The following is a 15861-nucleotide window of genomic DNA, read 5'->3' as shown; positions in this document are numbered from 1 at the left end:
TTCTTTATGTTGTTGGGATTGTACTATCCCTCAGATTCATTAGGTCCATGCCCAGAAAAATCCATCCCGATCCCAGGCTATCTTTCCCGCATGCAGCTTGCGAAAAGCCTTCTTAACTTCTTTTGAAAGGGATGCATTCCCGTTCTCATTCACAAATACAAATTCTTCACCAAAATGTTTCTCCACATGTCGGGTCGCATCACTTTGATTTAGAATTCCTCTAAACTTGATTTCATTTACCATCCACTCCGCAACTTGAAGCGCTGTAAATTCCACGAATACCCTCTCTCCTTTATGTTCAGCTTCATACAATCCACGATTTATCACCAGAACAAGCAAAAACAGTTGCTCCAGATATCAATCACCTGTGCCAACTGTTATTGATGTTCACTATTTACTTACTTGGTCTACATATTACTAACGATCTTATCTATTTCACTTTTTAACAATAAGTACCTATGCACATTGCGCATAATAGGAACTTTAGTTAATTTATTCTTATCCACATAAACCTTCATCTGATCTTTAGTCAGACCAAGCGCTTCCCCTGCTTCAGAGACAGTTAACACGACTACATTACTTGTTGCATTAAAAGTCTTCTTAGCTTTTTGGTTCCAATCTTCAAATGCGAGCATATCTAACAAGCCCTTTCTACAATCATTCTTTTTTACCTAGAAACTTTATTATACCATGAATCCCCTCATCTTTAGCTAATCAATGGAAATCCCTTTGAAACAACATGATCCATTTGGTGAAAAATAGGACATCAAACGTTTGCACTAGTTCCATAATTGTTGCAATTTTATTTTTCTAGTAATATCCATATTACGTCCGAAAATTCCCTATACATATAAATATTAATAAGATTTTCCATAAAAGAAAGCGCATGAATAGACATAATTAGATAATTCCACCAATAGGTCACACTTTCACGGGGATTCTCTATTTACTTTCCTGAACCTTTGGATTAGAATTACAATGTAAAAGCAAACGGTTCCACGGAGGAGTTTTGTAATGGCTATAACAATAAAAGATGTTGCCAAAAAGGCCGGAGTATCACCTTCCACCGTGTCCCGAGTATTGTCCAATCATCCTAGAATTAGCACCGAAACTTCGAAAAAAGTAAAGCTTATTATGGAACAAATGGGATACCACCCTAATATCATGGCAAAAAGCCTTGTATCCAAAACAACGAATAGTATTTGTATCATGCTACCCAAATCAGCTGAAGAATTATTCTCTAACTTCTTCTTCATGGAGTTGATTCGCGGTATCGTGACCCAAGCAGGACGCTTGGGATACGACGTGTTGATCAGTTCCGGTGCTAACGAGAAAGAAGAAGTTGAAGGAGTATCCAGACTCCTTAATGGACGTCGGGTCGATGGAGTAATTCTGTTATATTCAAGAAAAGATGATCCTGTTATCGATTTTCTACATGACAACGATCATAATTTTGTCCTAATCGGTCGAAGTGAGCAATATCCCGATATATTATCGGTCGATAACGATAATGTTCAGGCCTCATACGATGCAACGAAACATTTAATTTCCTTAGGTCATGAACGAATCGGATTTGTTAGTGGACCGCCAGAACTAATCGTATCTAAAGATCGACTCAAGGGTTACTTAACTGCCCTTCATGATTCAGGATTAGAGTCCCGGCAGGAATGGATTGTGGAAGGCGAGTTTCTTCAGGAAAGCGGCTATAGAGCCATGTCTTTCTTTATGAATCTCCCAGATCGACCTACTGCCATTGTACTGATTGACGATGTAGTCGCCTTTGGCGTGTTACGCGGACTTCATGAGCTTAAATACAAGGTTCCCGAAGATTTATGTCTGATTAGTTTCAATAACATTCCCTTATCGGAATTATCAACACCACCACTAAGCAGCATAGATATTGGCATATACAATTTAGGATATACGGCTTCCCAAGTTTTAATTCAATCGATTCAGAACAGTAATGATAAGACCTATCAAAAGCGGCAAGTCATTCCTCACCGCTTGATTGTCAGAGAATCATCCATGTATTCAGTTCCTAAGAACTAAGTATTAGAATAAAAATAATAGAAGCATTTGCTTCTTTTATTTTTTATAGTTTGTTCAAACGTTTGCGCTATTGAAAGGAGATCCTTTATGCCCGCAATTAAAGCTTGTTTATTCGACTTAGATGGTGTGTTGGTCGATACCGCTAAATATCATTATTTAGCTTGGAAGCGATTAGCGAATGAGTTAGGGTTTGAATTCACAGAGCACGACAATGAGAAACTAAAAGGTGTCAGTCGTATGGCATCGCTCGATATACTACTGAGTATTGGTGGGCTTGAGCTAGACGAAACCACTAAAAATGAGTTAGCTACGCGTAAAAATGAATGGTATTTCCAATCTATTATGGCGATGGACCAATCAGAAATCCTACCTGGCGCCCTTGAATTCATACAAGAATGCAAGGATAACGGTCTCAAGATTGCACTCGGATCGGCCAGTAAGAATGCCATGACGATCCTGAACAATACCGGTCTCACTCCTTATTTTGACGTTATTATTGATGGAAATCGAACGACTAGTGCCAAACCAGATCCGGAAGTATTTACCCTGGGATCTACTGAACTAGGTATCCCCAAAGAGCAATGTGTTGTCTTTGAAGATGCCGAAGCAGGAATCGAGGCAGCACGTCGAGCAGGTATGGCTTGCGTGGGTATTGGTTCACCTGAGACGCTTCGTGCTGCTGATTTCGTGATCCCTTCTCTTCAGGACATGTCAGTAAATCGTCTTCCTGAACTTAATGCCTCCAATTTATAGTTGTCACCAGTCAGATAGTTTTACACTATTTCACCATATAATATCACCAGAATGATTTAAAGGAGCCGATTAATCGTGAAACAATATTTGAAATTAGATGAGTGGTCCATCATTGAAGATTCTTTTGATCCCCTAACACATGAAATATCCGAGAGTATCTTTAGTATCGGTAATGGATTTATGGGGCAACGCGCCAATTTTGAAGAGCAGTATAGTGGCGCTTCTCTACAAGGCAGTTACATGGCTGGAGTGTATTACCCAGATAAGACCCGTGTTGGCTGGTGGAAAAACGGGTATCCTGAATATTTTGCCAAAGTATTGAACAGTACCAACTGGATTGGTATCCAAGTATTTATTAACGGCACAGCCTTGGATTTGGCCAAATGCCAAGTAAGAGACTTTGTTCGCGAGCTGAACATGAAAGAAGGTTACTTGTCCCGTAGCTTTGTTGCTACTTTTGAGGATGGCAAAGAAATTCAAGTCTCTTCTACTCGCTTTGTAAGCATCACGCGTCATGAGATTGGTGCAATCCGCTACCAAGTAACTCCACTTAATTTCTCGGGCGACATCACTTTTGTGCCTTACTTAGACGGTGACGTTCAGAATAAAGACTCCAACTATGAGGAGAAATTCTGGCTTGAAGTGGAAAAATGTGCTGATGCTGATTTGTCGCACCTTACATTGAAGACGAAGAAGTTAGACTTTCATGTAACATCTGTCATGTCCTTCGACGTTTTTAGTCATGAGAACAAGCTCAATATTGAGCCTGTATTATCAGAAAGCGATAAATATGTAGCTAGTGAATTTACTGTACATGCAGAACAAGGAGTTCAAATAACTCTGTACAAATATGTTGCTAACGTCACCTCACGCAATTACGGATTGGGAGAGCTCGTCAATGCCGGGAAGAAGTCACTTCTTGATGCAAAGGCAGCCGGATTTGATACTTTACTCGCAGAACAGAAGAACGCTTGGGCAGAGAAATGGAAAGGCAGCGACATTATCATCGAAGGTGATGTGGCAGCACAGCAAGCCATACGCTTTAATATTTTCCAATTGAATCAAACTTACAGCGGTGAAGATGACCGTTTAAATATTGGACCTAAAGGCTTCACAGGTGAAAAATATGGTGGAAGCACCTACTGGGATACCGAAGCCTATTGCGTACCTTTCTATCTCAGTACAGCAGAATCGGACATTGCTCGTAACCTACTTATTTACCGTTATAAACATTTGGAAAAAGCCAAGGAGAACGCTAAGAAGCTCGGCTTTACTAAGGGTGCTCTTTATCCAATGGTAACGATGAACGGCGAAGAATGTCATAACGAATGGGAAATCACCTTTGAAGAAATTCATCGGAATGGTGCAATCGCTTACGCCATCTATAATTACGTGAACTATACCGGTGACAAATCTTATTTAGGACAATACGGTCTAGAAGTACTCGTAGAGATTTCTCGTTTCTGGGAACAACGTGTCAACTACTCAGACGCTAAAGGAAAATATGTCATTCTTGGGGTTACCGGTCCAAATGAATACGAGAACAACGTGAACAATAACTGGTACACGAACCGAATTGCGGTTTGGACGATGGAATACACCTTGGAAGTGATTAGTTATCTCAAAAATAACGAAAACGCACACTATCTCGAGTTGGTTGATAAGCTGAAGCTACAAAATGAGGAAATGAAACAGTGGAAGCATATCATCGACAATATGTACTATCCATATGATGAGGAGCGGCAAATTTTCCTACAGCAAGACGGTTTCTTGGATAAAGAACTTGTACCTGTAAAGGATCTGGCACCTGAAAATCTTCCGATCAACCAGAACTGGTCATGGGATCGCATCCTGCGCTCGTGCTACATCAAACAAGCCGACGTGCTGCAAGGTTTGTATTTCCTAGGGGATCGTTACGACTTGGATACGAAGAAACGTAACTTCGACTTCTACGAACCATTAACGGTCCATGAATCATCCCTATCTCCTTGCTTGCATGTGATTCTCGCTTGCGAGCTTGGCTATCAGGACAAAGCTTATGAAATGTATTTGCGCACGGCCAGACTTGACCTTGATAACTATAATAACGATACAGAAGACGGTTGCCACACTACAAGTATGGCAGGAACTTGGATGTCTATCGTCCAAGGTTTTGGTGGACTACGCGTGAGGGATAACGAACTAGTACTGAAACCATTTATCCCATCTCACTGGAAGTCATTCTCCTTCAAAGTCATGTTCCGTGGATCACGTCTGAAGGTTAGTGCTACAGACAACAACATCACTGTAACTAATGAAACAGACACTACGGTATCCATCAAGGTCTACGATCAGAGCTATACACTTAGCGGCCTTGGAGAAATTCAAGTAGATCGCTCATCAATTACAATCTAGACCCTATAAAAAGGAGCAGTTTCCCGGTCATTACATGTGACGAGAAGCTGCTCTTTTTACATTTTAAACCGGCTGAGTCCACTTGTTCTCCAATTGGGTAGGGGTGTAAGACTCCATCTGTTGAATCAGTTCCTTCGCATGTTCCGCAACATTGAGCAAACTCAAGTGAGAGGATTTCACGAACCCTTCGGTCACGCTGGATTGAATCATATTTAGCAGTGGATCATAGTACCCTTTGACATTAAGTACACCAATCGGCTTCTGATGGATCCCTATTTGTAACCAGCATAATACCTCGAACAGTTCCTCATACGTTCCAAACCCGCCAGGCAAGGCAATAAATCCATCTGCAAGCTCAGCCATCTTAGCCTTACGTGAATGCATGCCATCAACTTCAATTAATTCTGTCACTTCACGATGTACCATCTCACCAGCAAACAATCCGGTTGGCATGACGCCAATTACCTCTCCACCAGCAGCCATCGCAGCATTAGCAGTTGCCCCCATAAGGCCCATCCTTGAACCGCCGTAAACTAGACGATAATTCTGCTGTCCCATATACTCTCCGAGCTCAATCGCTGCAAGTCTGTACGCTTCATCATTGCCCATATTAGACCCAGAAAAAATACAAATCGTTCTCATATTATCGCCTCCAACTCATGTATCTCTATATATAGCAAAAGACTATTATAATTATACAGCAAATTTGTTAACTGAAATTTTTTATTCTTCATTATTTGGCTCAATACTTTACCTAACAAAAAAAAGCAGCCAAGGGTAACCCTCGGCTGCTTATACTTTTCTATGCTTGTATAACATCTAAATCTACATTTTGCTTAAACACTTCTTTATCATTCTCTCCAAGGATCTTGCCTGTAATAACACCTGCAGTGATCGAATCATTCACGTTCAACGCCGTGCGTCCCATATCAATCAATGGTTCAACAGAAATGAGCAGTCCCGCCAAAGCTACCGGCAAGTTCATCGTCGACAGAACGATCAAGGAAGCAAATGTGGCACCTCCACCAACTCCCGCAACACCGAACGAACTGATTGTAACAACAAGAATCAAGGTAAGAATGAAATCCCAACTCAACGGATTAATTCCGACCGTAGGGGCGATCATGACGGCCAGCATTGCTGGATAGATCCCGGCACAACCATTTTGCCCGATCATCGAACCAAAGGAAGCCGACAAATTGGCAATGCCATCCGGTACACCCAAGCGCTTCGTTTGCGTCTCTACATTTAGCGGAATTGTAGCGACACTAGAACGTGAAGTAAAGGCGAAAACCAACGTAGGTAGCACCTTTCTAACATACTGCACCGGATTATACCCGAATATAGCTAACAAAATAAGATGGATAATAAACATCACAATCAGAGCTACATAAGATGCTCCAACAAACTTAATCAACTTTAAAATTTCCTCTGGATTAGTCGTAGCTACCACATTGGTAATCAACGCTAAAATCCCATAAGGAGTTATCCTTAACACCAAGGTCACAATTCGCATGACGACTGCATAGACAGCGTCCACGATCTTGCGGAATGTCTCGGCTTGCTCCGGTTTTTTTCTGTCTAAACCAAGCACAGCGACACCGATGAATGCTGAGAAAATAACGACAGCCATAGTTGAGGTACTGCGTGATCCAGCCATATCAGCGAATGGATTTGTTGGAATGAAGTCTAAAACCTGCTGTGGAAGCGTCTTGTTGGCCACATCACCCACACGTTCCTCAAGCTTTGCCCCCCGTTCCTGTTCCTTCTGACCTGCTTCGATCTGGATTGCTTTCAGATCAAAGCTAAGACTGGTTACGATACTGACTGTTGCAGCAATAGCTGTCGTGATCAACAGAACACCTATAATAAGGGCGCTCATTTTACCCAAATTTTGCTTGCCCTTTAGTTTCATAATAGCTGAAATGATAGAAACCATAATGAGCGGAATGACGATCATTTGTAGCAAACCTACATAACCCCGTCCAACAAGGTTGAACCAATCCGCTGATTTAGTTAATACATCAGAACTGGATGTATAAATTGCCTGCAATACAACCCCGAACACAAGTCCCAAGCCAAGACCCGTAAATACTCGCTTCGTAAATGAGACATGCTTCTTTTGCATCCATAGAAGCAACCCTATTAATGCAAGCATAACCACAACGTTAATAATAACTTGAAATGTTTCCATTGCCATCTCCCCTTAACTAAATTATGTGTAAAAATAACTGGCAATTCATTACTGACGATATTATAACATAATCCAACTAAATTGATAGGATAAATTATTGTTTTAATTTGAGCCTATTTTTTCACAATTATCTACAATTACCCCCTTATCCTAAATATATTCATACTCAATGTGGGTATGAATGCCAATATCATGTCCCATTCTTCGACTCCAATTGTATTACCACCAATGTAAATGAGCTGTTCATTCATCTTTTTAAGAGCGGATTTGAGAATATGAAGCTTGTGAATATGAGGTGGAAAATGAAAGGAAAATGGGGCATCATTACCGGAGGTACTAGTAGCAGCGGGTTAGCAGCTGAGAAGGAGCTTGCGGTCCGGGGCAAATATGCCAATCGCTCCTGGTTATTAGCTGCAAGAGGTGGATAGCTTATAGCTTATTGAAAATAATATCAAAATAATAGAGGGTGATTAATTCATTACTGAGCTAATCACCCTCTGCTGCTATTTCATTATGAAGTGTAGGATTTCACTACGAGCACAACCATACCGACTCCGTGAACCTCCAACTTATTATAATCTAAATTCTTCACATACTCACCACCATACCGTACCTTCCATGCTCCAAGCTCGGGCAATTGAAGAACCGTATAAACAGGACTAGCGTTATACAGTACATATAAATGGAGAGCCTCATCCCCTCCTGCATGGTTCCGTAATGTATAAGCCACACAATGGCTGGGGGAATTCTCAAATATTAAGTTCTGACGAATCTCCTGGGCCTCTCGTAATGAGAATGCTGGATGAGCTTTACGCAGCTGAATTAGATTCTGCATATACTCAACATCACTTTGATGGGCGGCACAACGCTCCCAATCCAAAGCATTAATCTCATCTGGTGACTTATAACTGTTCTCTACCCCATTCTTACTCCGCATAAACTCCTGCCCCGCATGGACAAATGGAATCCCCTGACTCGTTAAGACAATCGCTGAAGCAAGGCGATGCATACTTCGCCGTTCATCATCAGATTGTCCTTCAGTTGAAAGCACAATTTTGTCCCAAAGGGTATGGTTGTCGTGACACTCCACATAATTCACGGTTTGCTGAGGCTCGAAGGCAAACTGTCTTAGATTGCCACCATAATTAATACCTCCGACAATCCCCCGCCTCACGCTATCCTCTAGTCCATCACCGCCACTGACAAATCCTTTGCTGCTTGATATGAAAATATTGCCTTTGATCGCATCGCGATAGTCATCATTAAACTGGCCTATTCTCTCGAGTAGAACAGCATTTCTCTGATTGGCTCGCTGTCCTTCAGGTAATACCGTATCGTTCATCATCCAACCTTCCGCAATCATGATGAGCGAAGGATCCAATTCGTCCAAGTTACGTCTAATCTCATTCATCGTTCTAATATCGAGCAGGCCCATTAAATCAAAACGGAAGCCATCGATATGATATTCACGAGCCCAGTACATAATAGAATCAACAATGAATTTGGAGACCATAGCACGTTCCGATGCACATTCATTACCACAGTAGGCGCCATTCGAGAATGTACCATCTGGTCTATATCGTAAATAGTAGCCAGGAACCAGCTTCGTAAAATTGACCAAGTAACCATCATAGACGTGGTTGTATACCACATCCATTACGACACGCAAGCCACGGTCATGAAGTGCCTGAATCGTCTGTTTCAGTTCGTTAATACGAACGGAAGGAGCATAAGGATCGGTAGCATAGGACCCCTCAGGAACATTGTAGTTTTTCGGATCATATCCCCAGTTGTATTGCGGTTGATCTAGCTTCGTCTCGTCAACACTTTGTGTTGAATAATCATAGATCGGTAGTAGTTGAACATGAGTTACTCCTAGTTTAGAAATATGATCCAATCCTGTGGGGATACCGTCCGGTCCACGAGTTCCACTCTCCGTTAATCCCAAGTACTTGCCCTTATGCTTAATACCACTTCGAGGATGAATCGATAAATCTCGAACATGTAACTCATAAATAATGGCGTCTACAGCTGCTCCAGAGAACGGCGGTTTGTCTTCAGTCCAATGCTCAGGATTTGTGCTACGGAAGTCGAGCACAACTCCTCGATCACCATTAACACCTACAGCTTTAGCATAGGGATCAACCGCCTCATTATACTGATCTCCCACCTTTACGCGATAAGTATAATAGCTATCCTTAATATCGCCTGAAACAGATACAATCCATGTTCCTCGTACATCCTGGGCCATTGGCAGTACATTTGTAGGCTGCCCATCCCATGAATCATACAATATGACATAGGCCTCCGAAGAAGTTGGCGCCCATAACCTGAACTTCGTCTCTTCGGGACTATAGGTTGACCCTAGATCATCACCGTCATAATAGAACAGATCATCAAATTTAGGATCAAACACCGAAATACCGTTTGTTACCTCAAGATCTCCATAATGAATCGGGATATCGCTTTCCCTCTGTACCGACATATGATTCACTCCAATCGTATAAATGTAGATAAAGTTACGATACGGTTAGTTCATTACTTCATGTTCGGCAAAACATCCTCGGTATATGCCCTTAGAATTTCACCAACACTCCATGCCTGAGTGAAACAACCTCTTCCTGTGCAAGGAAAGTCTCCGTCAAATATCTCAGCAATTCCACCAATACAACCATCTTGCATATGATCTTCAAACAATTCACACATCTCTTTGGCTACCTGCACAGCCTCCACCGTATAGTTATTCACCTTACAGTAAGCTGTAATGAAAGCGCCCAATGGGAAAGCCCAGACCGTCCCCATATGATACGCAGCATCGCGATCAATGAGCTTGCCTATATACTGAGCTTTATAATCCTTGTCTTCATGTGATAACGAGCGCAGCCCGTAAGGAGTATACAAATGTTTGTGCGTCGTTCCGACGACCGCCTTCGCCTTTTCCTCTGATAGCATAGTGAAAGGCAATGATACCGCCCAAATTTGATTCGGACGAATCGCGTTATCGTTTGTTAGATTCCCATTACCGAGATCTACATCCACTACGTCGAACAAACATCTCTTCTCTTCATTCCAGAAACGCTTATTGAAGGAATTGTAGACGATGTGAGATAGTTCATCATATGGTGATGATTCCCCAAAACGTTCCGACAGATTACCCATAATGCGCAACGCATTATACCAAAGTGCATTGATTTCAACAGGTTTGCCATGCCTCGGAGTTACAACCCAATCTCCCACACGAACGTCCATCCATGTAACTTGATCTAAGCCACCACCCGCGCAAATAAGCCCATCCTCGTCCATCCTGATCGAGAAATCGGTACCTGTTTGATACGCAGAAATGATCTCTTTTAGTTTGGGATAAATGACCTGTTGAATAAACTTGTAGTCATCGTCTCCTCCGGTATACTTCAAATATTCATAGACCGAGTGAAAGTACCAAAGTGATGCATCAACTGTATTATAGAGTGGAGCATGTCCATCATCAGGGAACATATTAGGGATTAGTCCATTCCGTACATACCGTGCAAACGATTCAAGAATTTCCCGGGCCTCTGCAAACCGTTTGGTGCAGAGCGCTAGACCTTGAAAGGCAATCATCGTATCGCGACCCCAATCGGTGAACCACGGATAACCAGCCAGTATCGTCTTTAGCCCCGTTGATTTCCGGTCCACAATGAAGTGGTCTCCCGCTTCTACTAGCCGATTCGCTAGCCGATCATCGTATCCCGCCTGGTGAACAAGTTCATTCATTCTTTGTTTGTATTCCTGGACAATGGTCAACCCGTCCTTATCTTCCAATGATTCTATGGAACACTTTACATAGAATGATTTCTTTTCATAGGGTTTCAGGCTGATGTTAATTTCATAAGGAGTATAATGATGATCCACGCCAAGGAAGCCATTGCGGTTCTCAAAGGCGTAGTAATGGTTTTCTTCATATGTATAATTCGGCGTGGCCATCGTTACTGGCAATGTCGAGCGATCTAAATATTGACCTGTCGATGACATAAAGAATATCGTTAAGTCGGGATTATCGCATGGAATCAGCTTCAGAACGTTTCCAGTCAACTCCTTGTGAAACTTCAAACTCCCTTTTTCAGAGACGTCACCTGGAGAGCGATGGTTAAAAAGTGGAACTATATTCAATTGCATGGGCTCACTGCCACCAGTTACTTCGTAACATACAACAACTGTATTATGTCCGTATTCAAGTGATACTGTTTTGCGAATGCTAACATCCTCAACTTGATAGTGATATTCAGGTACAATATCCAGCTTAAATTGTTTCAAATGTTGCTGGCCGTTTTTCTCCCAATTGACGTATTGTTGAGAGGTTAGATCATAGACTTTGCCGCTAATCTGTACCTGTTCCTGCGTTCTAGTGAATACCAAGACGCGATTCACAGGGGCTTTCGTTGAAGACACCAAATAACCATGCGACATCCGGTACCCTCCACCTGGAACTGAATGGTTGGCGTAACCTCCGATTCCATTGCCGATCAGCCACTCTCGCTCATTTCCCTCTTGAATGCTTCGCCATGCACTACGTCCTAAAATGTAAGCTCTATCCATATAAATTCCCCCTTCAGGCCATCGACACTATTCCTAATAATCAGACAAAAAAACGCTTACTTCCCTATATGTGCTGCATTATATCATCGTTATTTCGTTTAAGCAATCGTTTGCACAAAGTTGAAACATCTATGTTCATTTTGAAAATATTCTCAATTTTCATTCTATCCTTTATAATGAAATGGATCTTTTGCACTAATTATTGTCCTTATTTCATCCTTAGATCAAATCAAATGGAGGTCATCATGTACTGCTATAACTGTGGCACAAATGTTTATGAAGATGATAAGTTCTGCGTAAAATGTGGTGCAATCGTAAAACCTCGTCAAGAGAGTAACCCGGATGTCCCTGGATTTCTCCGAACTACCACCCATGTAGATCAGGAAACAAATGAACCTGCTACTCAAAACCTTGCCGAAGATTTGAAACTTTTTGTCGGTCCGAGGGCGAGTGTGTATGCTCGGAAATGGGAAGAAAACAGCCATTGGAATTGGGCTGCTTTTCTATTTGGTGGGTATTGGTTGCTGTACCGGGGCATGTATCTCTACTTACTTATTTACATAATAGGTGAGGCACTAATACTGAATATTGCCAGCTCTATGTATCCAAGATTTTATTTCTCATCCGAAATGGTCATTGTTTTACTGTTTACTAATCTCATAACTAAGATCGCATTTACTGCTATTGCTAATAAATTATATCTACATCATGCTAAGCGAAAAATAAATGCAATCAAGCTACGCCATCCTAAGGATAAAGAGACCTGTGATGCAAAGATTGTTCAAGCGGGTGAAACAAGCTTGTATATTCCTATCGCACTTGCCATACTTCCTTTATTAGCTGCATTTGTCGTCATGCTGTTCAGCTTTTTACATACATATAAACAAGTCAATCTGGATATTCAACAACATAGTCAACAGGTAAGTCGATAAACCCAAACAGTAAATGGTACTCATGCATTCATTATCCGGTTGGTTGGCTTTCCCCTTGAGCATCATATATAATAATATTATGTTTTTATTATTCTATATTTTAAAGAAAAAAAGGAGAAGATGTACAGAATGGAAAGTGACAGGCTTTTGGTATTAAATTTGGTTTTGATCGTCATCCTTATCGCACTGACAGCGTTTTTTGTAGCGGTTGAGTTCGCGATAGTCCGTGTTCGTGGTAGTAGAGTGGACCAATTGATTGCTGAGGGGCGCAAAAATGCGCTTGCCGTTAAGCAAATAACCTCTAATTTAGACGGATATTTGTCAGCTTGCCAATTAGGAATTACGATTACAGCTCTCGGACTAGGTTGGCTTGGGGAGCCTACAGTTGAGAAAATCATGCACCCCGTATTCGAAAGTCTAAATGTACCTGAAGCATTAAACGGTATTCTATCTTTTATTATTGCTTTTGTTATTATCACTTATCTTCATGTTGTTGTGGGTGAATTGGCACCAAAAACAATCGCGATTCGCAAGGCAGAAAGTGTTGCGATGATTACAGCAAAACCACTGATCCTCTTCAATAAACTTATGCGTCCCTTCATCTGGACCTTAAATGGATCAGCTAATCAGCTTGTTCGGCTCATGGGTATCAAGCCCGCCTCTGAACAGGAAGAAGCCCATTCCGAGGAAGAGCTTCAAATCATTATTAATGAGAGCTTCGAAAGTGGAAATATTAATCAGAGCGAATACGGATATGTGAATCGTATCTTTGCTTTTGATAATATGCTCGCCAAAGAAATTATGGTCCCTCGCACCGACATGGTGTGCTTATATACAGATAAAACAAGAGAAGAAAATTTAGAAATTATTAAAGAACAGCAATATACAAGGTTTCCAGTTGTCTCAGGCAGTAAAGACAATGTGATTGGTACGATCAACACAAAGAAATTCTTTCTCGCTTATGAGGATAACCCAGAATTAGAGGTCTCTTCTATCCTACAGCCCGTTATGGGTGTGTCAGAAGTTACCCCAGTAGATCAGCTATTAAAACGGATGCAACGAGAAGGAACCCATATGGCTATCCTGATCGATGAGTATGGCGGAACTGCTGGACTTGTGACCATTGAAGATATTCTCGAAGAAATCGTCGGAGAAATTCGTGACGAATTTGACCAGGAAGAAGAACAGCCCATCGAGCATATTAGTGAATATCATCTAATCGTTGACGGTAAAGTTACGATTAACCAGATCAATGACCTGCTACACAGCGATCTGGACACTGAGGATATCGACACCATTGGTGGTTGGTTATATGGAAATCACCCTGAAATGAACGAGGGTGAAACAATAGATCATCAAGATTTGACCTTCAAGCTCTTGGAGAAAGAGCCTCATCGTTTCCGAAAACTTGAAATATTCAAGAATGTTACGGAAGAATAAACACTAGCTAAAAACCTCAATCCCTAAAGGATTGAGGTTTTTATATGTTCATGAACATTATAAGTTCATCTTCTCTTTAATATTAGCTACTTCCTTATCATTAGGTCGTTCGGCTCCGTATCGAACTCTATAATAGAGGCTGACTAGCGGTTCTGAAGATGATCCCCGTTTTCCTCGTATGGATTTGGCTTGAGATGATATTTTCTTAGGTTCATCCTGTTCCAACCAGTTATTAAATTCTCTTTCCTGCTCTATGGGAGTTAGATGTGGCTTGAGTTCATATCCCGCACCTAATTCGGAATGCAACAAACGGCGATATAAATAACGTACGCGTTCCCTATTGTCAGTCATATCCTCCCAGCGTTCGGTGCGCCTCCCAATCCAACTGAGGGGACTACGGAAATCTTGCAGCTTCTTAGAGACACGATCCCATGAAAAAATGTTCTTCTCTTCATCTCGATAGGAAGTATTCTGCTCTTCTTGTCCGCGGCGCCGAAGCAACCCTAGCAGAGAATCTATGCTCTTTCTCCAGATTCCACCAACATTTTTATATAACCAGTATATAAGCAATACTAGCAACCCAGCGACAATCGCCGCACCAACAACATACGCCAATATATTTAAAATCTGTGATAGCATCCCCGGAGGCTTCACATCCTGTGGGAGAAATGGCTCCATCTGAGGGATATCTGTAACTTCTTCCTGAATTTGTTCTGGCTCCTGTGGAGACGTTCTTGTTAACCAACCAACGACCATCTTTACGAATCCCCATAACACACTGCTAAGCCACTTACCAGCTCCCGCTGCAAGCAACATGGCCGCAATAACAATGGCTGTCATATAAATACGGTTATGACGACGCAATCTCCTGGGAAGCATCGGTTCTGATTCACCCGACAGCGTACTGTAGCGTAAATGTCCCTCATTCATAATAAATAAAGTCAGTACGAGCGTAGCTACGCCCGTCCAGGTTAATAGAGGCATCCAAGACGCCAATCCTTGAAAACGAGGAAAAAGCAAACCCGACACTAAATATAAAATGACTCCCCATCCGTATAGTTTGTACTCGTGTAGACGCGTCCCTACAGTCATCCCCTGCAAAGCACAAAAAGCTCCAGAGAAACAAACCCATAGAAGCATTACCCATGTTCCATTGGCAATAGCTAAGCCAAACAGTGTACCTAACAAGATAGCAGTACCCAACCTCTTCCACATCACTCGGAGATACAATCGTAGCATCACACCCCCAAATGAGAGCAACAACAAACCACAGCCCCAAATGATTGTGATCGACCCGCCAGGCATCAAGTATTCAGCACCCACTATCCAAAGCGGTAAACACATTCCTATTTCCATCAGGCATGATAACCAGAGTCTAAATGATCTTTGGATATAAACGGAGGCATCACTTTTCACGATAAACTCCCTTTCATAATGAGCTACAGATGTTCCAATTCTGCGTTCATCCCTAGCTCGATCATAGCACACTCTCGCTAAATAACGAATAATTTGAAGAATAAAATG

Annotated in this window: 13 protein-coding genes; 6 read left to right on the top strand and 7 right to left on the bottom strand. The window is 41.8% G+C overall.

All coding sequences use genetic code 11. The features are described 5' to 3' along the window. Window positions 1-39 precede the first annotated feature (39 nt). Together IEW05_RS22580 and IEW05_RS22575 are read right to left on the bottom strand one after the other, a co-directional pair. On the bottom strand, window positions 40-276 hold the full coding sequence (locus tag IEW05_RS22580) for a DUF6953 family protein (RefSeq protein WP_188542132.1): 237 nt from the start codon (window positions 274-276) through the stop codon (window positions 40-42). 131 nt (window positions 277-407) lie between these two features. Continuing rightward, a complete protein-coding gene (locus IEW05_RS22575; RefSeq protein WP_188542131.1) occupies window positions 408-635 on the bottom strand; it encodes a DNA-binding protein in 228 nt (75 codons plus the stop codon). A 379-nt stretch (window positions 636-1014) separates the two neighbouring features. On the opposite strand from IEW05_RS22575, the gene IEW05_RS22570 reads away from it, so the two are divergent. The 3 genes from IEW05_RS22570 to IEW05_RS22560 all read left to right on the top strand — a co-directional run bounded on the left by IEW05_RS22570 (window position 1015) and on the right by IEW05_RS22560 (window position 5196). Next, window positions 1015-2049, top strand: a complete 1035-nt coding sequence (locus tag IEW05_RS22570) for a LacI family DNA-binding transcriptional regulator (protein WP_188542130.1) — start codon at window positions 1015-1017, stop codon at window positions 2047-2049. 87 nt (window positions 2050-2136) lie between these two features. After that, window positions 2137-2802, top strand: coding sequence for a beta-phosphoglucomutase (gene pgmB, locus IEW05_RS22565; RefSeq protein WP_188542129.1), 666 nt, complete (start codon window positions 2137-2139; stop codon window positions 2800-2802). Window positions 2803-2877: 75 nt separating this feature from the next. Next, window positions 2878-5196: a glycoside hydrolase family 65 protein gene (locus tag IEW05_RS22560; protein WP_188542128.1), complete on the top strand. Its 2319-nt coding sequence runs from the start codon at window positions 2878-2880 to the stop codon at window positions 5194-5196. Between the two features lie 63 nt (window positions 5197-5259). On the opposite strand, the gene IEW05_RS22555 is transcribed toward IEW05_RS22560, so the two are convergent. Together IEW05_RS22555 and IEW05_RS22550 are read right to left on the bottom strand one after the other, a co-directional pair. Beyond that, window positions 5260-5838 (bottom strand): LOG family protein, encoded by a 579-nt coding sequence (locus tag IEW05_RS22555; protein WP_188542127.1) that lies wholly within the window; start codon window positions 5836-5838, stop codon window positions 5260-5262. A gap of 160 nt (window positions 5839-5998) precedes the next feature. Beyond that, entirely contained in the window at window positions 5999-7390 is a 1392-nt protein-coding gene (locus IEW05_RS22550; RefSeq protein WP_188542126.1) for an L-cystine transporter, read from the bottom strand. A 302-nt stretch (window positions 7391-7692) separates the two neighbouring features. Here IEW05_RS22550 and IEW05_RS25970 point away from each other — a divergent pair, with 302 nt between their 5' ends. Next, window positions 7693-7818, top strand: coding sequence for a hypothetical protein (locus tag IEW05_RS25970; RefSeq protein ID WP_268238764.1), 126 nt, complete (start codon window positions 7693-7695; stop codon window positions 7816-7818). A gap of 83 nt (window positions 7819-7901) precedes the next feature. On the opposite strand, the gene pulA is transcribed toward IEW05_RS25970, so the two are convergent. Together pulA and IEW05_RS22540 are read right to left on the bottom strand one after the other, a co-directional pair. Next, window positions 7902-9875, bottom strand: a complete 1974-nt coding sequence (gene pulA / locus IEW05_RS22545; RefSeq protein ID WP_188542125.1) for a type I pullulanase — start codon at window positions 9873-9875, stop codon at window positions 7902-7904. Window positions 9876-9928: 53 nt separating this feature from the next. After that, on the bottom strand, window positions 9929-11965 hold the full coding sequence (locus tag IEW05_RS22540; RefSeq protein ID WP_188542124.1) for an amylo-alpha-1,6-glucosidase: 2037 nt from the start codon (window positions 11963-11965) through the stop codon (window positions 9929-9931). A gap of 245 nt (window positions 11966-12210) precedes the next feature. On the opposite strand from IEW05_RS22540, the gene IEW05_RS22535 reads away from it, so the two are divergent. Together IEW05_RS22535 and IEW05_RS22530 are read left to right on the top strand one after the other, a co-directional pair. After that, window positions 12211-12897, top strand: coding sequence for a DUF2628 domain-containing protein (locus IEW05_RS22535; protein ID WP_188542123.1), 687 nt, complete (start codon window positions 12211-12213; stop codon window positions 12895-12897). 129 nt (window positions 12898-13026) lie between these two features. Next, window positions 13027-14337, top strand: coding sequence for a hemolysin family protein (locus IEW05_RS22530; protein ID WP_188542122.1), 1311 nt, complete (start codon window positions 13027-13029; stop codon window positions 14335-14337). Window positions 14338-14394: 57 nt separating this feature from the next. Here the strand turns inward: IEW05_RS22530 and IEW05_RS22525 are convergent, their stop codons facing one another. Next, window positions 14395-15753: an FUSC family protein gene (locus IEW05_RS22525; protein ID WP_188542121.1), complete on the bottom strand. Its 1359-nt coding sequence runs from the start codon at window positions 15751-15753 to the stop codon at window positions 14395-14397. Window positions 15754-15861: the final 108 nt, after the last annotated feature.

Source organism: Paenibacillus segetis (genome assembly GCF_014639155.1).
Classification (GTDB): domain Bacteria; phylum Bacillota; class Bacilli; order Paenibacillales; family Paenibacillaceae; genus Fontibacillus; species Fontibacillus segetis.
Note: the sequence above shows the minus strand (reverse complement) of the source record. Positions and strands in the feature narration are given on the sequence as shown.

Bases quoted from the DNA above. Each gene is read 5' to 3' on its own strand.
- pulA (WP_188542125.1), bottom strand. From the start codon at position 9,875: ATGTCGGTACAGAGGGAAAGCGATATCCCGATTCATTATGGAGATCTT.
- IEW05_RS22550 (WP_188542126.1), bottom strand. From the start codon at position 7,390: ATGGAAACATTTCAAGTTATTATTAACGTTGTGGTTATGCTTGCATTA.
- IEW05_RS22570 (WP_188542130.1), top strand. From the start codon at position 1,015: ATGGCTATAACAATAAAAGATGTTGCCAAAAAGGCCGGAGTATCACCT.
- IEW05_RS22540 (WP_188542124.1), bottom strand. From the start codon at position 11,965: ATGGATAGAGCTTACATTTTAGGACGTAGTGCATGGCGAAGCATTCAA.
- IEW05_RS22555 (WP_188542127.1), bottom strand. From the start codon at position 5,838: ATGAGAACGATTTGTATTTTTTCTGGGTCTAATATGGGCAATGATGAA.
- IEW05_RS22530 (WP_188542122.1), top strand. From the start codon at position 13,027: ATGGAAAGTGACAGGCTTTTGGTATTAAATTTGGTTTTGATCGTCATC.
- IEW05_RS22575 (WP_188542131.1), bottom strand. From the start codon at position 635: ATGCTCGCATTTGAAGATTGGAACCAAAAAGCTAAGAAGACTTTTAAT.
- IEW05_RS25970 (WP_268238764.1), top strand. From the start codon at position 7,693: ATGAAAGGAAAATGGGGCATCATTACCGGAGGTACTAGTAGCAGCGGG.
- IEW05_RS22535 (WP_188542123.1), top strand. From the start codon at position 12,211: ATGTACTGCTATAACTGTGGCACAAATGTTTATGAAGATGATAAGTTC.
- pgmB (WP_188542129.1), top strand. From the start codon at position 2,137: ATGCCCGCAATTAAAGCTTGTTTATTCGACTTAGATGGTGTGTTGGTC.